General features: G+C 42.9%; 24 protein-coding genes and 1 riboswitch. Of the genes, 1 reads left to right on the top strand and 23 read right to left on the bottom strand.

Annotated features, from left to right (window positions below):
• Positions 1–89 precede the first annotated feature (89 nt).
• The 12 genes from ilvA to Q0A12_RS10950 all read right to left on the bottom strand — a co-directional run bounded on the left by ilvA (position 90) and on the right by Q0A12_RS10950 (position 14,224).
• Positions 90–1,343, bottom strand: coding sequence for a threonine ammonia-lyase IlvA (gene ilvA / locus Q0A12_RS11005; RefSeq protein ID WP_291292691.1), 1,254 nt, complete (start codon positions 1,341–1,343; stop codon positions 90–92).
• Positions 1,344–1,356: 13 nt separating this feature from the next.
• Entirely contained in the window at positions 1,357–2,343 is a 987-nt protein-coding gene (ilvC, locus tag Q0A12_RS11000; RefSeq protein ID WP_291292690.1) for a ketol-acid reductoisomerase, read from the bottom strand.
• Between the two features lie 47 nt (positions 2,344–2,390).
• Complete coding sequence (ilvN, locus tag Q0A12_RS10995; protein ID WP_291292689.1) at positions 2,391–2,867, bottom strand: acetolactate synthase small subunit; 477 nt, start codon at positions 2,865–2,867, stop codon at positions 2,391–2,393.
• A gap of 6 nt (positions 2,868–2,873) precedes the next feature.
• Positions 2,874–4,571, bottom strand: coding sequence for a biosynthetic-type acetolactate synthase large subunit (gene ilvB, locus Q0A12_RS10990; RefSeq protein ID WP_291292688.1), 1,698 nt, complete (start codon positions 4,569–4,571; stop codon positions 2,874–2,876).
• On the bottom strand, positions 4,571–6,259 hold the full coding sequence (gene ilvD, locus Q0A12_RS10985; RefSeq protein WP_291292702.1) for a dihydroxy-acid dehydratase: 1,689 nt from the start codon (positions 6,257–6,259) through the stop codon (positions 4,571–4,573). Before ilvD ends, ilvB begins: the two co-directional genes overlap by 1 nt.
• A 658-nt stretch (positions 6,260–6,917) precedes the next feature.
• Positions 6,918–7,193 carry an HU family DNA-binding protein gene (locus tag Q0A12_RS10980; protein WP_003126821.1) on the bottom strand — a complete coding sequence of 92 codons (276 nt, stop codon included), beginning with the start codon at positions 7,191–7,193 and terminating at the stop codon, positions 6,918–6,920.
• Positions 7,194–7,427: 234 nt separating this feature from the next.
• Positions 7,428–8,738 carry a ribosome biogenesis GTPase Der gene (gene der / locus Q0A12_RS10975; RefSeq protein ID WP_291292687.1) on the bottom strand — a complete coding sequence of 437 codons (1,311 nt, stop codon included), beginning with the start codon at positions 8,736–8,738 and terminating at the stop codon, positions 7,428–7,430.
• Between the two features lie 166 nt (positions 8,739–8,904).
• Positions 8,905–10,113, bottom strand: coding sequence for a 30S ribosomal protein S1 (gene rpsA, locus Q0A12_RS10970; RefSeq protein ID WP_291292686.1), 1,209 nt, complete (start codon positions 10,111–10,113; stop codon positions 8,905–8,907).
• A gap of 309 nt (positions 10,114–10,422) precedes the next feature.
• The gene (gene cmk / locus Q0A12_RS10965; RefSeq protein ID WP_291292685.1) at positions 10,423–11,091 is read right to left on the bottom strand and encodes a (d)CMP kinase; all 669 of its coding nucleotides are present in this window, start codon (positions 11,089–11,091) and stop codon (positions 10,423–10,425) included.
• A gap of 74 nt (positions 11,092–11,165) precedes the next feature.
• Positions 11,166–11,801 carry an SAG1386/EF1546 family surface-associated protein gene (locus Q0A12_RS10960; protein ID WP_291292684.1) on the bottom strand — a complete coding sequence of 212 codons (636 nt, stop codon included), beginning with the start codon at positions 11,799–11,801 and terminating at the stop codon, positions 11,166–11,168.
• 72 nt (positions 11,802–11,873) lie between these two features.
• Complete coding sequence (locus Q0A12_RS10955) at positions 11,874–13,250, bottom strand: ATP-dependent DNA helicase RecQ (protein WP_291292683.1); 1,377 nt, start codon at positions 13,248–13,250, stop codon at positions 11,874–11,876.
• Positions 13,244–14,224 carry a helix-turn-helix domain-containing protein gene (locus tag Q0A12_RS10950; RefSeq protein ID WP_291292682.1) on the bottom strand — a complete coding sequence of 327 codons (981 nt, stop codon included), beginning with the start codon at positions 14,222–14,224 and terminating at the stop codon, positions 13,244–13,246. Before Q0A12_RS10950 ends, Q0A12_RS10955 begins: the two co-directional genes overlap by 7 nt.
• A gap of 31 nt (positions 14,225–14,255) precedes the next feature.
• Here Q0A12_RS10950 and Q0A12_RS10945 point away from each other — a divergent pair, with 31 nt between their 5' ends.
• Positions 14,256–14,471: a ferredoxin gene (locus Q0A12_RS10945; RefSeq protein WP_291292681.1), complete on the top strand. Its 216-nt coding sequence runs from the start codon at positions 14,256–14,258 to the stop codon at positions 14,469–14,471.
• Between the two features lie 42 nt (positions 14,472–14,513).
• Here Q0A12_RS10945 and Q0A12_RS10940 read toward each other — a convergent pair whose 3' ends face one another.
• The 11 genes from Q0A12_RS10940 to rpoD all read right to left on the bottom strand — a co-directional run bounded on the left by Q0A12_RS10940 (position 14,514) and on the right by rpoD (position 24,564).
• Entirely contained in the window at positions 14,514–15,107 is a 594-nt protein-coding gene (locus tag Q0A12_RS10940; protein ID WP_291292680.1) for an ECF transporter S component, read from the bottom strand.
• A gap of 156 nt (positions 15,108–15,263) precedes the next feature.
• Positions 15,264–15,387: riboswitch (FMN riboswitch) on the bottom strand.
• 81 nt (positions 15,388–15,468) lie between these two features.
• Positions 15,469–16,185 (bottom strand): pseudouridine synthase, encoded by a 717-nt coding sequence (locus Q0A12_RS10935; RefSeq protein WP_291292679.1) that lies wholly within the window; start codon positions 16,183–16,185, stop codon positions 15,469–15,471.
• Positions 16,185–16,763, bottom strand: coding sequence for an SMC-Scp complex subunit ScpB (gene scpB, locus Q0A12_RS10930; RefSeq protein ID WP_291292678.1), 579 nt, complete (start codon positions 16,761–16,763; stop codon positions 16,185–16,187). Before scpB ends, Q0A12_RS10935 begins: the two co-directional genes overlap by 1 nt.
• Positions 16,756–17,508 carry a segregation/condensation protein A gene (locus Q0A12_RS10925; RefSeq protein WP_291292677.1) on the bottom strand — a complete coding sequence of 251 codons (753 nt, stop codon included), beginning with the start codon at positions 17,506–17,508 and terminating at the stop codon, positions 16,756–16,758. Before Q0A12_RS10925 ends, scpB begins: the two co-directional genes overlap by 8 nt.
• Positions 17,509–17,522: 14 nt before the next feature.
• On the bottom strand, positions 17,523–18,413 hold the full coding sequence (xerD, locus tag Q0A12_RS10920) for a site-specific tyrosine recombinase XerD (RefSeq protein WP_291292676.1): 891 nt from the start codon (positions 18,411–18,413) through the stop codon (positions 17,523–17,525).
• A gap of 89 nt (positions 18,414–18,502) precedes the next feature.
• On the bottom strand, positions 18,503–18,973 hold the full coding sequence (locus Q0A12_RS10915) for a Fur family transcriptional regulator (RefSeq protein WP_291292675.1): 471 nt from the start codon (positions 18,971–18,973) through the stop codon (positions 18,503–18,505).
• Between the two features lie 109 nt (positions 18,974–19,082).
• On the bottom strand, positions 19,083–19,946 hold the full coding sequence (locus tag Q0A12_RS10910; RefSeq protein WP_291292674.1) for a S1-like domain-containing RNA-binding protein: 864 nt from the start codon (positions 19,944–19,946) through the stop codon (positions 19,083–19,085).
• Between the two features lie 25 nt (positions 19,947–19,971).
• Entirely contained in the window at positions 19,972–20,289 is a 318-nt protein-coding gene (locus Q0A12_RS10905) for an AzlD domain-containing protein (protein WP_291292673.1), read from the bottom strand.
• On the bottom strand, positions 20,282–20,989 hold the full coding sequence (locus tag Q0A12_RS10900) for an AzlC family ABC transporter permease (RefSeq protein ID WP_291292672.1): 708 nt from the start codon (positions 20,987–20,989) through the stop codon (positions 20,282–20,284). Before Q0A12_RS10900 ends, Q0A12_RS10905 begins: the two co-directional genes overlap by 8 nt.
• Positions 20,990–21,105: 116 nt before the next feature.
• Positions 21,106–23,139, bottom strand: coding sequence for a cell division site-positioning protein MapZ family protein (locus Q0A12_RS10895; RefSeq protein WP_291292671.1), 2,034 nt, complete (start codon positions 23,137–23,139; stop codon positions 21,106–21,108).
• 318 nt (positions 23,140–23,457) lie between these two features.
• A complete protein-coding gene (gene rpoD / locus Q0A12_RS10890) occupies positions 23,458–24,564 on the bottom strand; it encodes an RNA polymerase sigma factor RpoD (RefSeq protein ID WP_291292670.1) in 1,107 nt (368 codons plus the stop codon).
• Positions 24,565–24,576 lie beyond the last annotated feature (12 nt).

The raw sequence follows: 24,576 nt of genomic DNA, 5'->3' as shown, positions 1-24,576 counted from the left end.
ACTGAAAGAACCAACTGAAACAAAAAAACAAACGAACTCCTTTTCTAAAAGAAAAAAAGTCGTTTGTTTCGAGATGTTTGAAGCAACGATCAAACAAGAAGAGTATAAAGTGATTGATTGTCTCGCAAGTCGATGTATTGGGGATCAAACTGTTTCATGCGGGTCAGTAATGGAGGCAGATCTTCCTGTCTTTTTAGCAGAATGCCTAACAATACTGGTCCTGTTCCGCGATTGATCTTTTTAGTATATTCAAATCGAGTGATATCATCTGTAGGTCCTAAGATGTTGCTGACGAATTCTTTCAATGCCCCAGGCCTTTGAGGAAAATTGACCACAAAATAATGTTTTAATCCTTGATAGATCAATGACTTTTCCTCAATCTCTGCCATTCGGGTACTGTCATTATTGCCACCGCTGATAATACAAACGACGGTTTTCCCCTTGATTTCTTCTTTGATCAACTCAAGAGTCGCCACACTTAGCGCTCCTGCCGGTTCTGCCACAACGGCTTGTTTGCTGTACAATTCTAGGATGGTTTGGCAAATCAAGCCCTCATCTACCGCTACGAGTCGATCGACATAGTGGGCCGCATGCTGGTAGGTGAATTGACCGACTTTTTTGACGGCTGCTCCGTCAACAAATTTATCAATCTGCTCCAAAGAGATGGGGCCGTGATTGTCAAAAGCTGCCTGCATCGATGCTGCTCCCAAGGGTTCAGCACCAATGATCGAAAGCGTAGGTTGCTTTTCTTTCAAATACGTTGCCACGCCACTGATCAATCCGCCACCGCCAATTGCTGCCACGACATAATCGATGGAATAATTGCGTTGCATTGCTTCTGTCAATAATTCAACCGCCAACGTTCCTTGCCCTGCAATAATGGCGGGATCATCAAAGGGATCAATAAACGCCATTTGGTGGTCTTTGGCATAGTGCTGGGCTGCCTTTGCGGAAGCATCGAAGGTGTCACCGACAAGTTCAATCCGGACAAATTCACCGCCAAAAAACAAAACTTGCGCTATTTTTTGCTGGGGTGTCGTCGTTGGCATAAAGATAACCGCTGCGATTTTCAATTCATGACAAGTATAGGCGACCCCTTGGGCATGATTGCCGGCACTTGCACAGACGACTCCTCGTTTCAATCTAGCCGAATCTTGCTGCGTGATAGCGTAATAAGCACCGCGAAGTTTAAATGATCGGACTTTTTGTAGATCCTCTCGTTTCAGTAAAATAGTCGCTTGATACTTCTTGGATAAAAACCGATCATATTGCAAAGGCGTCTTTGTAACGACTGATTGCAACCTTTCATAGGCTTGTTCTATTTGCTCGACAGATACCAGCAACCGTGATTCCTCCTTAATCTTTCGTAACAAAAGGCATCATTTTTCTTAATTCTGACCCAACTTTTTCGATGGGATGATTGCCGTTTTGTTCTCGCATTTTTTTGAACTCTGGAAAACCAGCTTGATTATCGGCGATGAATCCTTTGGCAAATGTGCCGTTCTGAATATCCGTCAACACATTTTTCATATTGGCTTTTGTTTGTTCCGTAATGATTCGTGAGCCAGAGACATAATCCCCGTATTCTGCAGTATTGGAGATGGAATCACGCATCTTGGCAAAGCCTCCTTCATAAATCAAGTCAACGATTAATTTCATTTCGTGACACACTTCGAAATAGGCCAATTCTGGCTGATAGCCGGCTTCCACCAGTGTTTCAAAACCAGCCTCGATCATGCTTGTCAGTCCACCGCATAAGACGGCTTGTTCACCAAACAAGTCGGTTTCCGTCTCTTCCTTGAAGGTGGTTTCCAGCACACCGACTCTTGTAGCGCCGATTCCTTTAGCATAGGAAAGAGCTGTTTCTTTGGCGTTACCGGTCGCATCTTGATAAACGGCAAACAACGCAGGGACAGCAAAGCCTTCAGTAAAGGTTCGACGCACCAAATGTCCCGGTCCTTTTGGTGCTACTAAGAAAACATCTACCTCTTTCGGAGGGGTGATAACATCAAAATGAATATTAAAGCCATGGGCAAAAGCCAATGCATTGCCAGCCGAAAGATTCGGCGCAATTTCCTTTTCATAAAGAGCGCCTTGGATCTCATCAGGGGCTAAAATCATCACGACATCTGCTTGTTGGACCGCTTCTGAAACTGGAAGCACAGGAAAGCCATCGTTTTTTGCGGTATCGGCTGATTTTCCGGCACGAATCCCAATCACGACATCGTGCCCCGTATCTCTTAAATTTTGTGCATGGGCGTGCCCTTGAGAGCCGTAGCCAATAATTGCAATGGTCTTCTCTCCTAAGTTATCTGTTACTTCGTTATAATATACTTTTACCATGTATGCTTCCCTCCAAATTTTTTTATTAAAAGCAACTGTTCTTGCGTTTAACCTCTAGTAAAACCTGTCACACCGGTACGAGCCATTTGCTTAATTCCATAAGGCCGCAGCACGTCAATACAGGCGGCTACTTTTTCTGAATCCCCTGCAACTTGAACCACGATAGTCTTCAATGCAACATCCACGATATGGGCACGAAAAGGTTCGATCACAGCTTGGATCTCCGAGCGAGTAGTCGTTGGTGCGTTCACTTTGATCAGCACTAGCTCCCGTTCAATGTGAGGGTCTTCGGTAATATCTGAAACCTTTAAGACATCGATTTGCTTATTCAATTGCTTTGTCACTTGTTCTGTCTCTTGCAGGTTTTCTGTATTGATGATGATCGTCATCCGCGAAAACTCCGGCTGTTCGGTGACCCCAACGGAAATACTTTCGATATTCACTTGGCGACGATTTAATACGCTGGTGATGCGGCTTAAAACGCCAGCTTCATTGTGCACGATGGCAGCAAGGATACGTTTCATAGTCTTTTAAACTCCTATCATCTCATGATTGGCTTTTCCCGGTGGAATCATTGGCAGCACATGCTCTGTCGGTGAAATCAACACCTCGATCAGTCGCGCACCAGGTTCCAGTAATGCACTGGCCAAATGATTGGTCAATTGATCTGGGGTTTCGATCCGTACACTACTGATGCCATAGGCTTCTGCTAATTGACCAAAATTCGGCTGTTTCGTGAAGACAGAGGCCGAACGGCGTTCATTATGAAAGGTTTCTTGCCATTGCCGAACCATCCCCAGAGAGCGATTGTTCATCAAAATGAATTTGACATCCAGTCCATAATCATTTAACAGCGCAAACTCTTGATTGGTCATTTGGAAACCGCCATCGCCTACAAAAACGACGATCATTTTTTCAGGGTGCGCAAACTTTGCCCCAATCCCTGCGGGAATGCCGTACCCCATCGTTCCTAAACCGCCACTGGTGATCAGCTGTTTGGGAAAGTGAAAAGGGTAATACTGAGCGACCCACATTTGATGCTGGCCAACATCAGTGACAACGATGGCTTCCCCTTTCGTCAAGCGGCCCACTTCCTCAATCAATTTTTGCGGCTTGATTTCCTTTGTTACCTCGCGGTCATAGCGATAAGGATGTTCTTTTTTCCGTTTTTGGCAGCGATGGAGCCATTCCTCTCCCTGCAATTTCTCCATAGGATACCGGGACAGCTGAACCAAAGCAGCTTTCGCATCCGCTACAATCGGAATGGCTGTTTGAACAACTTTGCCGATTTCTGCAGGATCAATATCGATATGAGCAACAATGGCCTGTTGGCCAAATTGACTGCCGGCTGTGGCTAATCGGTCGTCAAAACGTGAGCCAATATTAATGATCAAATCCGCTTCAGATAATGCCATATTGGCCGCATAGGTGCCATGCATGCCCCCCATTCCTAAGAACAAGGGATGATCAGCTGGCACTAATCCAAGACCTAAGAGGGTGGTAACGATCGGTAACTGATGGGTTTCGATAAACCGACGCAATTCTTCGGCAGCATCGGTAGCACAAACACCAGCTCCAGCCAAGACGACTGGACGCTTGGCTTGCTTTAAACAATTCATCAGCTTCTCGATTTGCAAGACAGAGGGCAAAACATTCGGTTGATAGCTTTTTCGCTCAATCGGCAACTCAATGGCGGCGGCTGTCCGCTGAAGCGTGACATCTTTGGGTAAATCAATCACCACGGGTCCTTTTCTGCCCGTTGTAGCGATATGAAAAGCTTCGGCGATTACTCGCGGCAACTCATCGACATGTCTGACCTGGTAATTGTGCTTGGTGATCGGTAATGTGATCCCAAGAATATCCGCCTCTTGAAACGCATCTTTGCCAATACCCGCCGTAGCTACTTGACCAGTGATCACCACGAGGGGCACAGAATCACTCATAGCGTCAGCGATTCCGGTTACCACATTGGTTGCTCCTGGTCCACTAGTTACTAGAACAACGCCGGCTTTTCCGGTGGCTTTGGCATAGCCTTCTGCTGCGTGGACAGCGCCTTGTTCGTGACGAGCTAAAATATTCGGAATCGCAGCATCGTAGAGTTGGTCATATAATGGCAAGACCGCTCCGCCAGGATACCCGAAAATCAGTTCGACTGCTTGTTGCTGCAAGCTATCGACTAACACTTCGGCACCGGTTCGAGTGACTTCATTCAACTGGATATTCTCCATTACGCTTCCTCCTCGCTGATTTTCATGATCGCCCCGGTATTCGCTGATGTGACTAACGCCGTATATCGTGCTAGCCAGCCTTTCTTCACTTTGGCACGAAACTTGGGACGTGTTTGTGCGCGCAGCATGAATTCTTCCTCTGAGACTAAGACTTCCAATGAACGATTTTGCAGATCAATCACAATTTCATCACCATCGCGAATCAAAGAGATCGGACCACCGGCTGCTGCTTCAGGAGAAATGTGGCCAACCGCGATTCCTCTGGTGGCTCCTGAAAAGCGTCCATCTGTGATCAGTGCTACATCTTTGCCTAACCCACGTCCAACAATACTCGAAGTGGGCGCCAGCATTTCCGGCATCCCTGGCCCGCCTTTTGGTCCTTCATAGCGGATCACCACCACATGTCCTTTTTGGACCGTATGATTGTCAATGGCGGCTACCGCTTCATCATGAGAATCGAAACAAATCGCTTTGCCTTTAAAAAGCTGAATACTTGGATCAACTCCCCCCACTTTGATGACACTTCCTTGAGGGGCAAGATTCCCGTAAAGGATCGATAAGCCACCAACCGGGCTGTAGGGATTTTCCTTTGGATGAATTACTTCTTCATTGTTGATCGTCGCCTGAGCGACATTTTCCCGCAATGTTTTGCCAGTAACGGTCAGCCGATCCGGATGAATCGCTCCCTCTATGTCTACCAACTGGCGAATAATAGCCGAGACCCCACCAGCGTTGTGGACATCATGCATCGAATATGCAGAAGAGGGGGCGATCTTTGAAAGGTAAGGAACCCGTTCGGCAATCTCGTTGACTCGCCGCAAGTCATAATCAATCTCAGCTTCGTTGGCGATAGCTAATGTATGCAAGACGGTATTGGTCGAACCTCCCATTGCCATATCAAGGGCAAACGCATCGTCGATGGCTGCTTCTGTCACGATATCCCGCGGTTTCACTTGATTCTTTACTAAATCCATCAAATGGAACGCTGCTTTACGTACCAGCTCCCGTCGTTCTTGTGACACCGCCAGAATCGTCCCATTCCCTGGTAATGCCAATCCTAGAATTTCCAAGAGACAATTCATGGAGTTGGCTGTAAACATGCCGGCACAGGACCCGCAGGTGGGACAGGCATTTTGTTCCATAAATTCAAAATCGGCCTGGGACATTTTTCCTTCTTTAAAGGCGCCGACGGCTTCGAACATGGAAGACAACGTCGTTTGATGGCCTCTAGGATCAATCCCAGCTTTCATCGGTCCCCCAGAGCAAAAAATTGCTGGGACATTGGTACGCATCGCTGCTAAGATCATCCCCGGTGTGATCTTGTCGCAGTTAGGGATGTAGAACACACCATCGAACCAATGGGCATTGATGACGGTTTCCGCTGAGTCAGCAATCAGTTCACGACTGGGCAATGAATACCGCATCCCGATATGTCCCATGGCAATCCCATCATCCACACCAATTGTGTTGAATTCAAAGGGGATCCCACCAGCTTCTCGAATGGCTTCTTTGGCAATATCTGCCAATTCTCGCAGATGGACATGACCAGGTACGATATCGATATACGAGTTGCAGATGGCAATAAAGGGCTTATTCATATCTTGAATATTTTTGACTTGTCCTGTTGCATAGAGCAAACTCCTTGCTGGAGCTGCATCAATGCCTTTTTTTATCTGATCACTTCTCAATTCCATCATCTCCCACCGATTTCATATAAAAAAGCATCCCGGTTTAGAATAAACTGGGATGCTTTGCCAGAATCCCATTTCACTTACGCAAATAGGACTCAAACAAACGGATAAATTTTGCTTCCGTGTTCTAAGTCCTGGTCTCAATAATAATGACTAATAAATATTGATTAAAATTGCGCATGAAAAACGGCTCCTTCATTAAAAAAATTATTATTTTTTGTAATTGTTTAATAATATAGCGCGAAAAAAAATTCTTGTCAATGAATTTTCTGAATTTTTTTGCAATTTATCCGCTGCGTGTTCTTCAAAAATGCCAAAAACTCTTTTTGAGACGCTCTTTTCCAGAAAAGTTTACAGTGGACTTCATGGGGTGATTTGGAAAAATCAGCAGATAAATTTCCTACCGGATCATCGCGACTCTTTTTGATCTTGAACAACTCTCCTGGCAGCTTCTCTTTGACTCTTTTTGATAGGTATCCCCCATTGAATCAGCTGCCTATAAAAAAACAGCCATACTACTATCCGGGAAGATTTTGAAAAGGATGTCTTTGATAGACTATATTTTGCCCCTTTTTAGCCCTTTTCTGCCTCTTTACGCCATATATAAAAGACAAAACCCGTCAGAGCCCTAGGCCCTAACGGGTTTTTTACGAAATTATTTCACTGCGTCTTTAAGAGCTTTACCTGGTTTGAATGCAGGTACTTTGCTAGCAGGGATCTTGATTTCTTCACCAGTTTGTGGGTTACGTCCTTTGCGTTCTGCACGAGAACGAACTTCAAAGTTACCAAAGCCGATCAATTGAACTTTTTCACCGTTAGCTAAAGCGTCTTGAATTGTTGAGAAGACAGCGTCTACTGCAGCTGTAGCGTCTTTCTTTGTTAAGTCAGTAGCTGCTGCAACTTTTTCGATTAATTCTGCTTTATTTGCCATGGATGGTTTCACCTCCTGATTATTTTTTTGATGTCATACATCAACAAAAATCTTGAGTGGTCCAAGGTTTTTGTCAAATATTGATATCCATCAATATTCTGATATAACGTTATCACAAGAACGTTGTAATATCAAGGATTTTAACATTTTTACTACCGTTTTTTTTAGGATTTATTGTTTTTCTGTCAAAAGAAGAGAATTCTTTGTCAAAAGCAGCAAAGTATGATAAAATCGCTATTTTCGTCTTCTTGGAATGATTCGAATCGGCGTTCCTTCAAAAGTAAATGCTTTGCGGATCTGATTCTCTAAAAAGCGGGCATAAGAAAAATGCATCAACTCTTCTTCATTAACAAAAATAACAAATGTTGGTGGTTTTACCGCAACTTGTGTCGCATAAAAAATCTTCAATCGTTTGCCTTTGTCCGTCGGCGTTGGATTGATAGCTACCGCATCCATGATCACATCATTTAATAATGCAGATGGAATACGCATGTTTTGATTCATGCTAACTTCTTCGATCAATGCTGGCAATTGGTTCAAACGCTGTTTCGTTGCAGCAGAGACAAAAATGATCGGCGCATAATCTAAATATTGAAACTCATCACGAATCTTGGCTTCAAAGTCTCGCATCGTATTGGTTTCTTTTTTCAGAAGATCCCATTTATTGACGACGAGAATGATCCCACGGCCAGCTTCATGGGCGTAGCCAGCAATCCGTTTGTCCTGTTCGCGAATGCCTTCTTCTGCGTTCAAGACCATCAGAACCACATCGGAACGTTCAATGGCCCGCATCGCACGCATAACACTATATTTCTCGGTTGATTCGTAAACTTTTCCTTTTTTGCGCATTCCTGCTGTATCGATCATGGTAAACTCTTGCCCATTTTCACTGGTAAAATGAGTATCGATGGCATCCCGGGTCGTTCCTTCGATATCAGAAACAATCACACGTTCTTCCCCTAAAATCGCATTGATCAAGGAAGACTTTCCGACATTTGGGCGCCCGATCAAACTAAATTTAATGATCGAGTCATCCTCTTCTTCTGCTTCTTCGGTAAAGTGTTTGACTGCTTCATCAAGAACATCCCCGATACCCAGTCCATGACTACCAGAGATTGGATACGGATCCCCTAATCCTAACGTATAGAACTCATAAATATCTGCACGCATTTCTGGATTATCTACTTTGTTGACCGCTAAAATCACCGGTTTATTACTCTTGTACAACAGACGGGCAACAAGCTCATCTGCATCCGTCACACCTTCTCTGGCACTTGTGATAAAAACGATCACATCTGCCTCATCGATCGCAATTTCTGCTTGATGTTTGATTTGATCCATAAACGGCTCATCACCCAAATCGATTCCGCCGGTATCAATGATACTGAATTCTCGACCTAACCATTCACCTGTTGCGTAAATTCGGTCTCTCGTTACCCCGGGAGTATCCTCAACGATCGAAATTCGTTCTCCGGCAATCCGGTTGAAAATAGTCGATTTCCCGACATTCGGACGTCCGACGATCGCAATTGTTGGATTTGACATTTTTTACCCTCCATCTATAAGAAGCAGTTTTAACAATACAGCTGCTTCTGCTTTTCAATCCTTTTTAGTTTACCTAATGCATCACTAACTTGCAAGTCTTGATGACAAACAAAAAGCAGCTTATAACAAATTCAAAAAACGAATCGTTATAAGCTGCTAGGCTAGATTATTCTTCGTCGTTATCTTTCAACGCATCGCCTAAGATATCGCCCATGGTAAAACCAGTTGATTCTTCTGGCAACTCATAGTCGTCTTCTGCAGGCGCTTCTTCCGCTTCTTCTGCTTTTTCCAGTGCTTTGATACTTAAAGCGATCCGGTGTTCCGTTGGGTTCACTTCAAGGACTTTTACTTGCACTTGGTCCCCTTCATGCAACACTTCATGTGGTGTTGCAATGTGTTTGTGTGAGATTTGCGAAATATGGATCAATCCTTCTACACCAGGGAAGACCTCCACAAAAGCACCAAAGCTGGTTAGACGTTTCACGACACCGTCTAAGACACTGCCTACAGGCGCTTGTTCTTCGATATTGCTCCAAGGTCCAGGCAATGTATCTTTGATCGATAAGGAGACGCGTTCTTTAGTTGGATCAACGGATAAGACACGGACATTGACAGTATCACCCACAGATAAAACATCACTCGGTTTGCCAACATGGGCATGAGAAATTTCTGAAACGTGAACTAAGCCATCAATTCCACCTAAGTCGACGAAAGCACCGAAATCAGTCAATCGCGCAACTTTCCCTTCGATCTCTTGACCTTCATAAAGATCTGCTAACAAGGCTTCTTTTTGTTTTTCTTTTTCAGCCTCAACTACTGCTTTATGAGATAAAATCAAGCGGTTTTCAGAAGGTTCGATCTCAACGATCTTAAAGGTCAATGTCTTTCCTTTATAATCTTCAAAATCAGCCACAAAATGATCTTCAACCATTGAAGCCGGCACAAATCCACGCACACCGACATCAACGACTAAACCACCTTTGACGACATTTGTTACAGGTGCTTCAATGATTTTACCTGCTTGAAAATCTTTTTCGATATCTTCCCAAACTTTCTTCGCATCTAAACGACGTTTTGAAAGTAGGTAGCTGCCATTTTCTTTGTCTTTACCGATTGCAGAAATGACAACTAATTCTAACACATCGCCCACTTTGACTGCTTCATTGATATCCTCAACAGGTAATGTAGACAATTCTTTCGCCGGAACGACTCCTTCTACACCTGCTCCTTCGATGCCAACGATGGCTTGTTTGTCTTCGATCGCTAAAACTTCGCCTTTGACAATATCGCCAACATTCACTTCTTGGAAATTATCTAAAGCAGCTTCCATTGATTCATTCCCATTTTCCACTTGATTATTTTCAAATTCTGTCATGTCTTATGTCCTCCTAACCAACAATTGTACGTAAATGCACTACATCCCTTAGTTTAAATTAGAATGCCAAAAAAATAAAGCGATTTCGCTTATTTTCACAAAAAACTGGCAATTTTCGTCCCAAAAAAGCGATTTCTTCATTATTTTGCTACTAATCCGTGATTTTTTTCAAAAAAGACTGGTCCAGCTTAACCAAAATGCCCCATTTTCCAAACAGGATTTCAGTAGGAGAATCCCGATATTTACCGGAACTTCTCCCATCAATCGTTCGGATATGTTTTTTGGTCAGCTAGTGCCAGTCGCTGAGGGTTATATTCTTTGATCGACGATGGCTTGGATCGCTGCGACAACTTCTGGGATGCTCATTCCTGTTGTGTCGATACGAACCGCATCTTCTGCTTGTTTCAAAGGGGAGATCTCGCGATGGGAATCTAAGTAATCCCGTTGCTCAATCTCTTTTTTTAATGTTTCAAAGGATGTAGCAATTCCTTTTTGTTGATTTTCTTTGTATCTTCTTTCTGCCCGTTCATCTACACTCGCTACGAGAAAAATCTTCACTTCCGCTTGAGGAAGTACGGCAGTACCAATATCACGACCGTCCATCACGACACCGCCATTTTCAGCGATTTTTTGTTGTTGCTGCACCAATTTTTCTCGGACTTTTTGATAGGCGGAAACTTTAGAAACGGCATTGGTGACCTCTGGTTGACGAATCTCTTCAGTCACTTTCGCTCCCCCTACAAAGACATCTTGTCCTGTTTCAGTTGGCGCAAAAGTGATTGGATAAGTATCGATCAGTGCCACAAGCCCTGCTTCGTCTTCTAATGAACAACCTGTTTTAAGAGCTAAGTAAGTAATGCTGCGATACATTGCCCCTGTATCTGTATAAACATACCCATAATGCTGGGCTAAAATTTTTGCGACTGTACTCTTACCAGATGATGCGGGACCATCGATGGCAATATTGATTTTTTTCATTTGTTACTCCTCGCTTCTCAACAACTACCGCTGGCCTTTTGACTTTCAAGAAAAAAAACCGCCAAAGCGGTTTTTTATTTAATTCGTAATGTATCTCCAGGGTATAGCATGAAATTATTCGGATCGATTCCATTTAACTGATACAACGTTTCAACAGAAATCCCGTTACGTGCGGCTACTTGCTCTGGTCCTTCACCTGCTTGAACAGTCGTATAGGCTTCTGCTCCCTGATTGGTTTCTCCTTGATTCGCCGCTCCTTGATTCGTTGTCCCTTGATCTGTATTTCCTTGATTGTTTTGTGCATTATTGTCTTCTACTTCGCTGCTGGCTGGCTCTTCAGATTGACTGCTTGATTCTGAAGACGAAGACGAAGAAGATGTTGACGAACTGCTGCTGGAAGTAGATGATTCACTAGTCTTGGTGGATGACTCAACAGTCGACGATTCTGTGCTTGCAACCGTACTACTGCTAGTTGATGAGGCAACAGTCGCTGTATCGTTGGGACGATTTAACACCCAAATACCAGCGCCGACAGGAATCGCAACGATCAAGAATAGTAAAATTAAGACAACTGTCAAAAAGAGTGAATTCCCACGTTTTTGTTTCCGTTGTTGTGATCGTGAGGCAGAATCTTCATATTCTGTATCATAGATTGGTTGTTCCCACGGTTCTTGATTTTCTGAATTATAGTTTTTGTCTTTCTTGCTCACTCGTATAACCTCCTAGTATCCTTCCGGTGTATTATACCATAGCTTGAATCGAACTGTCTTTTAAAAAACGATTCATTTGGTTTCTTTAAAAATTTTTAGTAAACGTTCCTGCCAAGAAGTTTTTGTCTGTGGGGTGAATTCCTTTTGGTCTAGCCGAATTTCAAGACCATCGATGTCACAACACTGATCCAACGGCTGTTTTTCTTCACCAAAATGGGCCAATAAAAAACATCGTCGACAACTCTTACAGTGAATATATTCCAGCATCGTTTTTAGCTGCTGCTTTTTTTCCCACTCGTTTTGCTTCAAAATGGCAAACCACTTGTTGGCACCATATTCATTGATTTTTGCTTGCCATTTTTCTTGCAAGGGGGAAAGCACAAAAGATTGTGCCGTCATTTCCAGCTGTTCTCTTTCGGCACTTAATTCCTTTTGAAAGAAATAATGGATGGTTTCATCTCCCGGACGGTAAAGTAAAATCGCATAGCTTTGCTTGCCGTCCCTCCCTGCTCGTCCAATTTCCTGACTATAGTTTTCCAATGAATCCGGCAGATCATAATGGATCACAAAGCGAATATCTTGTTTGTTGATCCCCATTCCAAAAGCATTTGTGGCAATCAACAGTTGCAGTTGATTGCGACTGAACTGTTGTTGAAGCACCTTACGCTGATCGCTAGCCAATCCGCCATGATAATAGCCAACAGAAAATTTTCCCCGTAGTTTTTGATAAAGTTCTTCTACTTTATTTCTAGTGGCGCAATAAATGATTCCTGCCCCTGACAATTGCTGCAAGTAATTCATTAAGAGCGTCTCTTTTTCTGTGTCACTTTTATCAACGATCAGTCCAATATTTTTGCGGTCCATATCATAACGGAACACTTGATGGTTTTTACTCAACAAGTTTTGTTGAATGTCCTCTGCGACTTGATCCGTTGCAGTGGCAGTCAAAGCCAGTGTCGGAGGGGCTCCTAATTGTTGTTTGACAGTCGCTAATTGCAAGTATTCCGGACGAAAATCAATCCCCCATTGCGACACACAATGAGCTTCATCAACAACTAAAAAAGCAATTTTGACATTTTTTAATGCCTGTAGAATCGTCGGTTGGACGAGCATCTCAGGACTGATAAACAAAAATTTATACTGATGCAAATGGCGAAGAACGAATTTTCGTTCCGCAAATGACAAAAGACTGTTAAAAGCGATTCCTCGTCTCTCGCCATTTTTTTGCAAACTGTACACTTGATCTTCCATTAAAGAAAGCAATGGCGACACGATCACCACTAGCCCTTCCATCAAATAGCCCGGCAGTTGATAACACAAACTTTTCCCGTTGCCAGTTGGCATGATTGCTAATGTGTCTTGGTGATTCAAAACCGATTGGATAACTTCTTTTTGGCCCGTCCGAAACTGGTCATGGCCAAAATAGTGTTTGAGTGCTTTTTCTAACATAAAATGCCTCGCTTTTGTGCAATTTGATTGATCCGAATACTCAAAAAATCCAATGGCACTTCTTGTTTAAGCACCTGATAAGGCAGTTTCCAAGCCAAAGGCGGAAATGGGTACTGGCTTGCAAAAGCCTGATAGGGAAACTGTTCATCAATGATCGCCCATTCGATCAAGTGATCATTGACGGTCCCCCGCTTGATTTGTCTTTGTTCCATGATCTCTTCAATCGACTGTCCGCTGAGAAATAAGCGACGGGTCTTCAGCATACTTTGATTCAAGTTTTCTTGATAAAATGGTTTTAAACCCGCTGCCAATAAGGGCGATTGCGCCTTTGCCACTGATAGAAAGCAGTGGATGGCTGCTGCTGAAAAAAGTTGGCGCCAAGGCATCTTCTGATAGTCCTCCGGCAATAACTGAAAAAACGTTTGACCGATCACCTCCGGTCCAGACAACGTTCCTACTAAAAAATCGGCATACGCTGGCGGAAGCTGTTCAAAGACCTGCCAAAGTTCCGTGAAAAGGTCTTGCTTTAGCTGTGGGTGCTGACGAATCAGCTGGCGCACCGGTTCGGTGAACATCGGCGTATTCTCGACTGGAACATAGCGATTGCTGATATCTTGAAAGGCAGCTGCCTGAACAAGCAGCTGAACCAAGCGCCACATCTGTTCTCCTCGGCGGCCGAATTGAAAATAATTCAGATGGCTGCAAATGGCTGCTTCTTTGCTAGGAACTGAAACGGTGGTTTGAAGGTACCCGTCTTCATCTGATTCCAGCTGTTTAGCGGCAATCAGTGCATTGACTCTTTCAGTAAATTCCTTTTCTTCAAGATTCGGCATTGCTTGAAAGACCCCTAAACGATCGTAAAAAAAAGCATAACTTAATACGGAACTAGTTCGTTTGCCAGACAGTATTTGATAAACTGTTGACGGACGTAACTTGTCAGAATGATGAAACAAGGCTAAAATAAAAGCATCCATATGTATTCCCCTCCAGAAAGGAACGTATTCCATGTCACAACGCTGCAAAATCATTCCTGAACGCTGTATCGCTTGTGGTCTATGTGCGGTCTATGCGCCAGAAATTTTTGATTACGATGAAGATGGTATCGTCTTATTTGCGCAAGAACCAGCCGCTCGGCAACAGTTTATCATAGAAAAACAGCAAGAAAAAGTCCTCGCTGCTTATAAAAAATGTCCTACACGAGCGATAGAAATAGAAAAATAAAAAGATCGCGATTGCAGCCAAAGCCAATCACGATCTTTTTTATTATTTTCCGACTGGTGAATGTTGCGGTTGTTTACGAGCCAGCCAAGGCAGCAGCTTCGCATGAAGGACCAAGAAGACCCCGCTGACGATCACACCTTTGATCAAGTTAAAAGGAACAATGCCAATGCTGACATACCGAGCCAATGACATGCCCAGGAATTGATCTGCTGTAACACTGAAGAAACGCAAATACAATGGTGTAATGACATAGAGGTTGGCAATACTCATAAATGCAGTTAGTGCGAGAATGCCAGTGATCACGCCCACGAATTTATTTTTGGCATGGATCCCTTTTCGGAAAAAGTAATACATTGGCAAAGTAAAGACACAAGATGCCAAGAAACTAGCGGTATCTCCCACCATATCAGCTGGTGAAAAACCGGATAAAAATAAGTGGAGCAGTGAGCGTAGAAACGCAGTTGCGACACCGGCAAAAGGCCCGAATAAAAACATGACGATCATGACTGGGATATCGCTAAAATCGATTTTCAAAAAACTAAAAGCAGGGATGATGGGAAACGCAACAAACTGTAAGACAGTGCCCATCGCTGCACACATTGCTATTGTGACCATTTTTCTTGTTTTGTTGTTCATTAATACAAATCCTCCTAAGTTCAGGATTCCTCTTCAAACGAACCTATTAAATTTCCTTGATTCCCTACTTGTCGGCGCCAGACAAAGTAAAAAATGCTCTCTTTTTCCACAGGGAAAAAGAGAGCATTTGAAAAAACCAATGGCAAATCAAATACGCTCTATCTTCTTTATCCAGACTTTACTGTCGGTATCGGAATTTCACCGATTCAGCTACTTCAAAAAAGTAGGTCGTGGACTATCACCACCGGTCGGGAATTGCACCCTGCCCCTGAAGACGAACCTTATATTTATAATACAAGTATTATTATACACAAAAAATCACAATTGACAAATTTTTTATGTGATCATTCACGCAAACTATTTATTTCACTTGTTTTTTTAATTCGTTGACTTCTTTTTTCGTCAACTCGCGATATTCACCCGGACGCAACCCAGCTAATGTCAACGACCCGTAAACTTCCCGTTTCAATTTTTGTACTGGAAGTCCCACGGCTTTAAGCATATTTTTCACCTGATGATTACGTCCCTCATGAATCGTCAATTGGACGATACTTGTTTGCGTCGCAGCATCTGTCGACAAGATCTCAAAGCGAGCAGGCGCGGTTTTCTTCCCTTCGATCCGAATCCCTCTGGTCAAAGGCAACAATTGTTTTTTATCCGCAATCCCTTTGACCTTCGCCACATACACTTTGTCCACTTCATGCTTTGGATGCATCAATTTCTGAGAAAGATCGCCGTCATTGGTCAACAACAATAGACCGGAAGTATCATAGTCCAACCGGCCGATTGGATACAATCGTTCTGGCACTTCTGTAAAAAAGTCCAAAACCACTTTTCTTTTTTTGTCGTCAGTCACTGCTGAAATTACACCACGTGGTTTATAGAGCATATAGTAGACCGGTGTTTCTTGCTCGATTGGCACACCGTCAACTTCTACGCGATCTTTTGCATTCACTTGTACTCCAAGTTCTTTAACGATTTGACCATTGACACTGACACGACCTGCCACGATCAACTCTTCTGCTTTTCTGCGAGAAGTGATTCCAGCATGAGCAATTACTTTTTGCAAACGTTCCATTATGATTCTCCTTCTTGTTTGTAACGATCATAAAAAAGATCTACCGGTCCATCTTCTTCCAGTTCGTCTTCCATTTCTTGAATATCAGGTAGTTCGGCTAAAGATTTCAATCCAAAGTAATCCATGAAATACTCTGTGGTGCCATATAAAATTGCCCGACCTGGTCCATCAACACGACCTTTTTCTTCAATCAACCGTTTTGCCACCAATTTTTGTACGGAGCCGCTGGATTGGACCCCACGAATTTCTTCGACTTCCATCCGGGTGATTGGTTGCTTGTAGGCAATGATCGATAGTGTTTCTAACGCAGCTTGCGAAAGAGAGCTGCCCAGTGGCGATTCTGCGTATTTCTTTAATAACGGTGCGACTTCTTTCTTTGTGGACAAAACAAAATGATTACCCACTTCTAAAATATGCAGTGCTGAATCTTCATTTTCTTCATAACGCTGATTCAACTCTTGCAAGTGCTGGTAAACAGTTGCTGTTTTATTATTGACTAAGTAACTTAATTCTTCTAAACCGATTCCTTCATCGCCAACGACAAAGAGAATCGCTTCTATTTCACTATATTTACTCATTTGTTTTACCTGCTGGGTAAAGCAAGATCGATTCATAATTGCCTTCTTGCTCTACGCGAATATATCCTTTTTTCATTAATTCTAATAATGCCATGAACGTTGTCACGACTTCTGTTTTGCTGTAATTGCTAAAAAACGAATCAAAGCGACGGCCTTTTTTCCCACTCAGTTGCTGCATCTCCAATTGGATGGTTGCCATTTTTTCATCAATGGTACTTTCATCTGGTGTGATTTTAGTCTCTAGGACTTTCCGACTCTTTTTCTTTTCCAGCATTTTATGAAACGCCATAAATAAATCGATGGTGTTGAATCGATTGGCTGCCAATTCATCACTTTTTTCTTTATAAGCATCGACATCCATGGGCTCTTTTGTAAAATACAAACTACGCTCTTCCGCTTTTTCAGACAATTGCTCGGCTGCATATTTGTATTTACGGTATTCCAATAACTGGGCCACTAGGACATCCCGAGGGTCTTCTTCATAAGGGTCGATCTCTTCAATCAAGATCTCCTGTTTTGGCAGCAACATTTGGCTTTTGATTGCCATCAGTGTAGCAGCCATTACCAAGTATTCTCCCGCCACTTCTAATTCTAAGCTTTTCATGGCGTGAATATATTGCATGTATTGTTCCGTGATCGCTGCAATGGGAATATCATAGACATCGATCTCTAATTTTTGGATCAGATGCAGCAGCAAGTCTAAAGGTCCCTCAAAGACATCTAATTTGATATTGATTTCTTCCATGTCTTCCTCTATTTCTAGGCACGAGGAAAGTGCTGCTTATACACTTTCGTCATCCGCTTTTTCGTAATATGAGTATAGATCTGTGTCGTGGATATATCTGCATGCCCTAATAGTTCTTGAACGGTACGCAAATCGGCACCATTTTCCAACAAATGGGTGGCAAAACTATGTCTTAGCGTATGAGGGGTGACATTTTTGGTAATGCCTGCCTTACGCACGAGGGCTTTTAAATTTTTCCAGATTCCTTGACGAGAAAGCTGTCTCCCATGATTATTGACAAAAAGATGACTCTCTTCCGGATGTTTCCGGGTCAAAAAAGGACGCGCTTCTTCCAAGTATGTCTCGATCCACTGAATTGCCAGATCACCTAAAGGAACGATTCGTTCTTTGTCCCCTTTTCCTGTCGTCTGCAACAGACCCATACTTAAATGAAGGTCTTTTAGCTGTAAGCCAATCAATTCACTGACCCGTAGTCCGGTAGCATACATCACTTCTAAGATGGCTCGGTCACGGATCCCCAATACTTCTTTGGTATCCGGTGTCTCAATCAAGCGCTCCACTTCGGAAAGGCTCAATGTATCAGGCAGTTTCTGTTGTTTTTTCGGGGAATCGATGTGCTGCATAGGATCATGATCCGTAAAGCGTTCTTGCCGGAGAAATTGGTGAAACCTTCTCAAACTAGACACCATCCGAATAATGGTCGCTGAAGATTTCCCAGATTGCTGCAGTTGCTGCAAAAAAGAGAGAATCAGCACACGATCCACAGCTTGCCAATCACTGACTTGCTGTTTTGTCAAAAATGTAAGGTATTGCTCTAGGTCGCGCTCATAGCTTTTGCGAGTATTTTGTGATAATCCTCGTTCAATCGTCAGATAATGCAAATAATCGATGATCTGTTCTTTCATACACGTCCCCCCTACTTTCAACTTCTTTATCATAACAAATTAAAGCTTGATATGATAGTAGTTGCCCCACAAAAAAAGTTGAGGAGCAGTTACGCTTCACTCAACTTTGTTGCATGTTTCGCCTGACACTTTTGACAAACACCGTGAAAGGTCAATCGATGATCTTTGACGAGAAAATGGTATTTTTTCTCTACGATATCTTCCACACCAGTCAGCAGATCTTCTTCTACTTCTTCTATACTCCCGCACTCTAGGCAAAGCAGATGGTGATGGAAATGCTTTGCTCCTTCTTTACGCAGATCGTAACGAGAAACGCCGTCATTAAAACTTACTTTATCTACGATTTTTAGATCCGTCAAAATTTCCAGCGTACGATAAACGGTCGCCAATCCGATTTCTGGACTTTTCTTACGTACAAAAAAGAAAATTTCTTCTGCGGATAAATGATCTTTCTCATTTTCTAAGAGAACCAATAAGGTTGCTTCTCGTTGCGGAGTCAATTTAAAGCCCGATTCATGAAGCTGTTTTTTCGTCTTTTTTAAAGCAGCAGTTGTATTCATGCGTTCCTCCATACATCGCTAATTTATAACAATTCTAATTTAGCGAGAAATAATTCTCGATTAATATTGTAATCATTATAAATTAGAATGAGAAAAGATACAAGTATTCTCAATTGGATTTTTCGACTTTGATGGTGAAACCATCTTTTTGTTCCACTAAACGTTGCTTCATCAAGGTACCAATTGCTCGTTTAAACTGTCCTTTGCTGATACCGAATGTTTGCAGAATCTCTTCTGGTGTAGACTTATCGGTAAATGGGATGCGATGGTCAGCTGCTCGATCCAAGAAGGTCATAATCATCGCCGCATCATTTGAGATGGCTTCATACGCACGAGGCTTCAATGATAAATTCAGAACGCCATCCGGACGAACACCAATCACTCGGCCTGAGACAACTTCCCCTAAACGAGGTTCTTGGTATCTCTCAGAAGGATGGATAAAACCGATATAGAAATCCTCTGTCAGTACGTAAGTTCCCGCAAGTTTCAAGCGGTAGACGGTCCCTGTGATGTCGGCATTTTTCAGTGTTTCCGAGCCGCGTTTACTCAATGCTTTGAAAATCTTTTCATCCGCTAATGAGGCCCAGATCCGGTCTTTTTCGTCCACTGTCAAGCTAACCATCAATCGATCGCCTTTCTTTGGCCAAAGTTCCCGCATCGTAGGCAATTCATCTAACGAGACCACCATATCTTTGTCTTTAAGACCAATATCAACAAAGACACCTAGATCCCGGCGACTGTCCGTAACCGTTCCAAAAGCGTAATGCCCTTGGCGGCTTTTAGGAATCTCTGTTGTCATGACAAGCTCTTGCTTTTGGTTCTGGTAACCAAATCCTTCAACGGCTTCTCCTAAATGGTGCTCCCCTTCCGCTTTTGATAAGCGGAACGTCAGTCCATTTTTTTGTACAAAGTAATTTTGATCATTTTCATCAATGATCAATCCGCTAAACACGGATGCTAATAAGTCTTTCATTTTTTCTCTCCTTAGAAATGATTTACTAGAAAAAGAATCGAATCACAGCCATTGTAAGAACACCAGTGACAACAATCTTCATCAAATCTTTTGTGTAATAGCCCACTGCCAGTGCTGGCAAACAAGCGATAGTCTCTTTGACTTTAAGCAACGGAAACTGCCCTTCACGAAAAACCAATAGATTTTGGATAAGCAATGCACCAAGAATGCAAAGGGGCAAATAGCTTAGGAAGATCGTAAATTTTTCGGGAAAAACTAATTTTTTCGAAAATAAAAACGGTAAAACCCGTGGTACCCAAGTAACGACACCACAAGCTAACATCAGTATAACAAAATCAATCATGATGTGTCACCGTCCCTACCAAACAACCGATCAACGTGGCAGCGATCACAGCAACTTCAGCTGTTGAGATTCGCATAAACAGGACCAAAGAAAGGACCACGGCGGCCAGCACAAGCAACGTCTGCTTGGTCTTCTTTTTTAAAGGCATCTCTACTTGAAAAAGGAATAAGCCGACAAACATAGCAACTAACGCAAAGTCCAATCCCAACGCTTCCGGATCCGGAATATATGACCCTAATAACGCCCCCAAAAATGTGGCAAAGATCCAACTTAAATAGGCCATAACATTCAATCCATGGGTCCATCGGGTAGTGATCGGTTTGTCTTGTTGCAATGCTGTCGTTAAAACCCCGTAGGATTCATCGGTCAATAATGTGCCAATGCCAATCCCTGACAATAATGAAGCAGAACGGAAATAAGGTGCCACCGATAAACTCATCAAAAAATGGCGTAAGTTCACTAAGAAAACTGTGGCAACAATCGATGTCAACGGTGCTTGAATAGCCAAAAGAGCGCAGATGATAAACTGGGCACTTCCAGCATAGACAATAATCGACATTAGCAGGACTTCAACAACAGTCAAACCGATCCCTTTTCCCACGACCCCCATCGCAAAACCAATGCCTAAATAGCCGAGAATCGTTGGAATACAGGCAATGACTCCATCACTAAACTGTTCATATCTCTCAATTTTCTGCAACAAAAAAACCTCCGTTTCCGATTGATTATCATCCATCATATCGAAAAGCCGGAGGAGAAACAAGCTGTTTTTGATTCAATAATGTAATTGTCCTGAAAACTTTCTAAACCTAAATGTTAACGAATCGTATGATCATTCCCATTGCCGCGGAAATACCCTGTTTTGCAGTTGACCGTAAAGAGGTACATTGGCAAAGCAGAATCACTAGTTCCTTTCAACAAGGAACCTTGGTTATTCGTGGCATAAAAGTTATAGTACCCTTCCCCATTCACGATTCGCACGCGTTCAAAGGTATACCCTCCTTCAACGACATAGCCGCGAGCAATTGCCGTAGCAATGATTTTCTCTTGGACACCAGGTGCCCAATTCCATGCCGGATTACTAGAATCCGCCAAATCACTTTCACGAGCCGGAATGATTGGTTGATTATTCGTGTTGGTCGGCGTATTTGGTGCTAAGACATAGTCTTCTTCCGAAGATTGCCCATTGTTTTGAACAGTGGTATTCCCATTGTTTGCTGGAGCTGTTTCTTGAACAGCGGCCTCTTTTTCTGCTTGGATAGCTGCTTCTTGAGCAGCTTTCTCTTCAGCAGCCTTCGCTGCGGCTTCTCGCTTTTTAAGTGCGGAATCGATAGGCGCCATTTCAGCAGTCAACGTTTCTTTTAATGAAGCAATCGACAATGCATCAATTTTCTTCATTAACTCATCATAGTTTTTCCGCGTAACTTTTTCAGAAAGTTCCCCATCTTTATTCAACGCCACCATGCTTTTGACGGCATTTTGGACTTCTTCGATCTGAGCGTATTCTTTTTGCTCTTTCTCGATTGCTTGATTAACGAGGGTATCAAAAGGTGAATTCCCTGTCCTTTTTTCCATTTTCAAAGCAGCAGGCTCTTTTAAAGAAACCTCCTGTAATTGGTCCTCAACGATCACCGGACGAGTAAAATAGCCGTTGATTTCTTCAAGAACAGACAACTTTTCTTTGATGGCTTCTGATTGAGTCAATAAATCAGCGTAGCGATCTGCCGTTTTATACTTAGCGAGTTGATCTGTCAAAGTTGTCAGCTGAGCAGTCGTTTTATCTGATTTGACAAATTCGTGTGTGTCGTCCGTATAAAAATCAGCGAGTTCTGTCTCGATCTTATCCAGTGCACTTGCTGTTGCTGCTTGTTCTTGACGAATTTGATTTTCTTCATAGTAATACCAACCACCAGCAGAAACTAGAACCAGTGCCGCCGCAGCGACATAGATTTTTTTGCGCGACTTTTTATTTTTAGGCTGCGGATTAGGTTTACTTGCCCCTGTCTCAGGTGTCGCTTTTTCGGTCACGCTACTCGTTTCAGCGGCTTCTTGCTGCATTTCTGGTTCCGGATCAGTTACCGTATCGGAGACTGACACAGATTCCATTGGCGAATCTTCTACTTCTACTGGTTCCTCATTCAGTGGCTCAACTACTGGGTCAGGCGCTACCTTTTCAGAAGTAAATGAGGCGGTAGTTTTCTCCTCAGTTTCTGGATTCTTGTGCTGTTGGATATAAGCGGACAAAATAGCCGAGTCATGCTCTTCCGCTGTCTCTGCTGAATCATCTAGCGAGTCTTCCGAACTTTCTTCGCTAGCTTGTGGCTCTTTTTCTGATGCCGCTTTCTCTAATTCAGATTCTTCTGATTCCGCTTGACTGCCATTTTCAGCTGTCACCGCTGCTTCACCTGTGGTCTGTTCAATCAGCTCTGATTCTTGCGATTCAACGTTTTTCAATTCTTGTGAATCTTCTGTTACAGCCGCTTCAATTTCTTTTGACTCAGCTTCTAGGTCAGATGCTGCTTCGTCATTTTCTGACGGATTGTTCTCTGGTAGCTCTGCTTCATTTTTCTCTTCAAAATGCTCAATTAATTCCCCTATCGGAACGTCTTTGAATTCCGACCAGCGAATATCATCGTTTTCCTTCGAGGCATTCTCCGTTTGGTCTTCCTGAGTCAGGGATCCTTCTCCCTCTGTATGAGACAATTCTTCATCCATCTGAGGAATTTCTTTCTCCGTCTGAGCTACTACTTCATCGGTAGCCGTTTCTTCAACAAACTCAAAACCGCAGTTTGGACATTTCTTTTGTGCATCAATTGATTCAAATCCACATTGAGGACATGTTTTCATCATTTGTTCGAATTTGCTCCTTTTATTTTAAACCTGCTATAGCAGGTGTCTTTTCATCGTTGAAAGGCTTCATTTTATTGCAGGAAACACTGACAAGAACTGTTGCTTCTTCCAGCTCCTATTAAAAAATTGCGCATCAAAATGATTCACTTTCATGTAAATGATTCACAAAGTTAAATTTATCATATTCAAGGCAATTAGCCAACACTTGCTTCGTTACGTTTTTATTAAGTTGACGACTTTGGGGATGAAGGTCCATTGTATCACAAGAAAAAGACTTTCCAAGGAAGCACTCCTTGAAAAGTCTTAGCTACTCGATTTTTATTCTAGAAAATCTTTTAATTGTTTTGATCGTGAAGGATGGCGTAATTTACGTAACGCTTTTGCTTCGATCTGACGAATCCGTTCTCTGGTTACCCCAAAAACTTTTCCGACTTCTTCTAACGTCCGGGTCCGGCCGTCATCGATACCAAAACGCAAGCGTAAAACATTTTCTTCTCGGTCGGTCAACGTATCCAGTACGTCTTCTAGTTGTTCTTTCAGCAATTCGTAAGCCGCATGTTCTGCTGGACTGGTTGCATCTTGGTCTTCAATGAAATCACCTAGATGAGAATCGTCTTCTTCACCGATTGGTGTTTCTAACGACACTGGTTCTTGCGCGATTTTCAAGATTTCCCGAACTTTTTCCGTTGGGAGATCCATTTCTGCCCCGATTTCTTCCGGCGTCGGTTCCCGACCTAGATCTTGCAGTAATTGCCGTTGGATCCGAATCAATTTATTGATGGTTTCCACCATATGGACAGGAATCCGAATGGTCCGAGCTTGGTCAGCGATCGCACGGGTGATTGCTTGACGAATCCACCAAGTAGCATAAGTCGAGAATTTGAATCCTTTGCGGTAGTCAAATTTTTCAACAGCTTTCATCAGTCCCATGTTTCCTTCTTGGATCAAATCCAAGAATTGCATCCCACGACCAACATAACGTTTTGCGATACTTACAACAAGTCGCAGGTTGGCTTCGGCTAACCGTTGTTTTGCTTCTTGGTCGCCTTCTTCGATTTTTAAAGCAAGGGCTACTTCTTCTTCAGCAGTCAATAATGGCACACGGCCGATTTCTTTCAAATACATCCGCACCGGATCATTGATCTTCACTCCCGTAGGCGCAGAAAGATCTTCTTGCGGTTGTGTTGCTTGCTGTTTTTCATTGCTCTTCAGACTATGAACGGAAGGCTCCCCATTCTCATCTACTACACTAATCCCTGAGTCTTCCAGTTTTTGGATCAGTTTGTCCATTGCTTCCGCATCTAAAGAATAAGGGGTCGCTAAATGATTCGTTAATTCGTCATACACGACTTGTCCTTTTGGTTTGTTTTCTTTGATAAATTCGGCAACAGCTTTTTCATATGTTTTTTTTGTTTCTTCTGCCATGAAAGAAAGCCC

The organism is Enterococcus sp. (assembly GCF_022711995.1).
GTDB lineage: Bacteria > Bacillota > Bacilli > Lactobacillales > Enterococcaceae > Enterococcus_D.
This window is presented reverse-complemented; position numbering and strand designations above follow the sequence as displayed.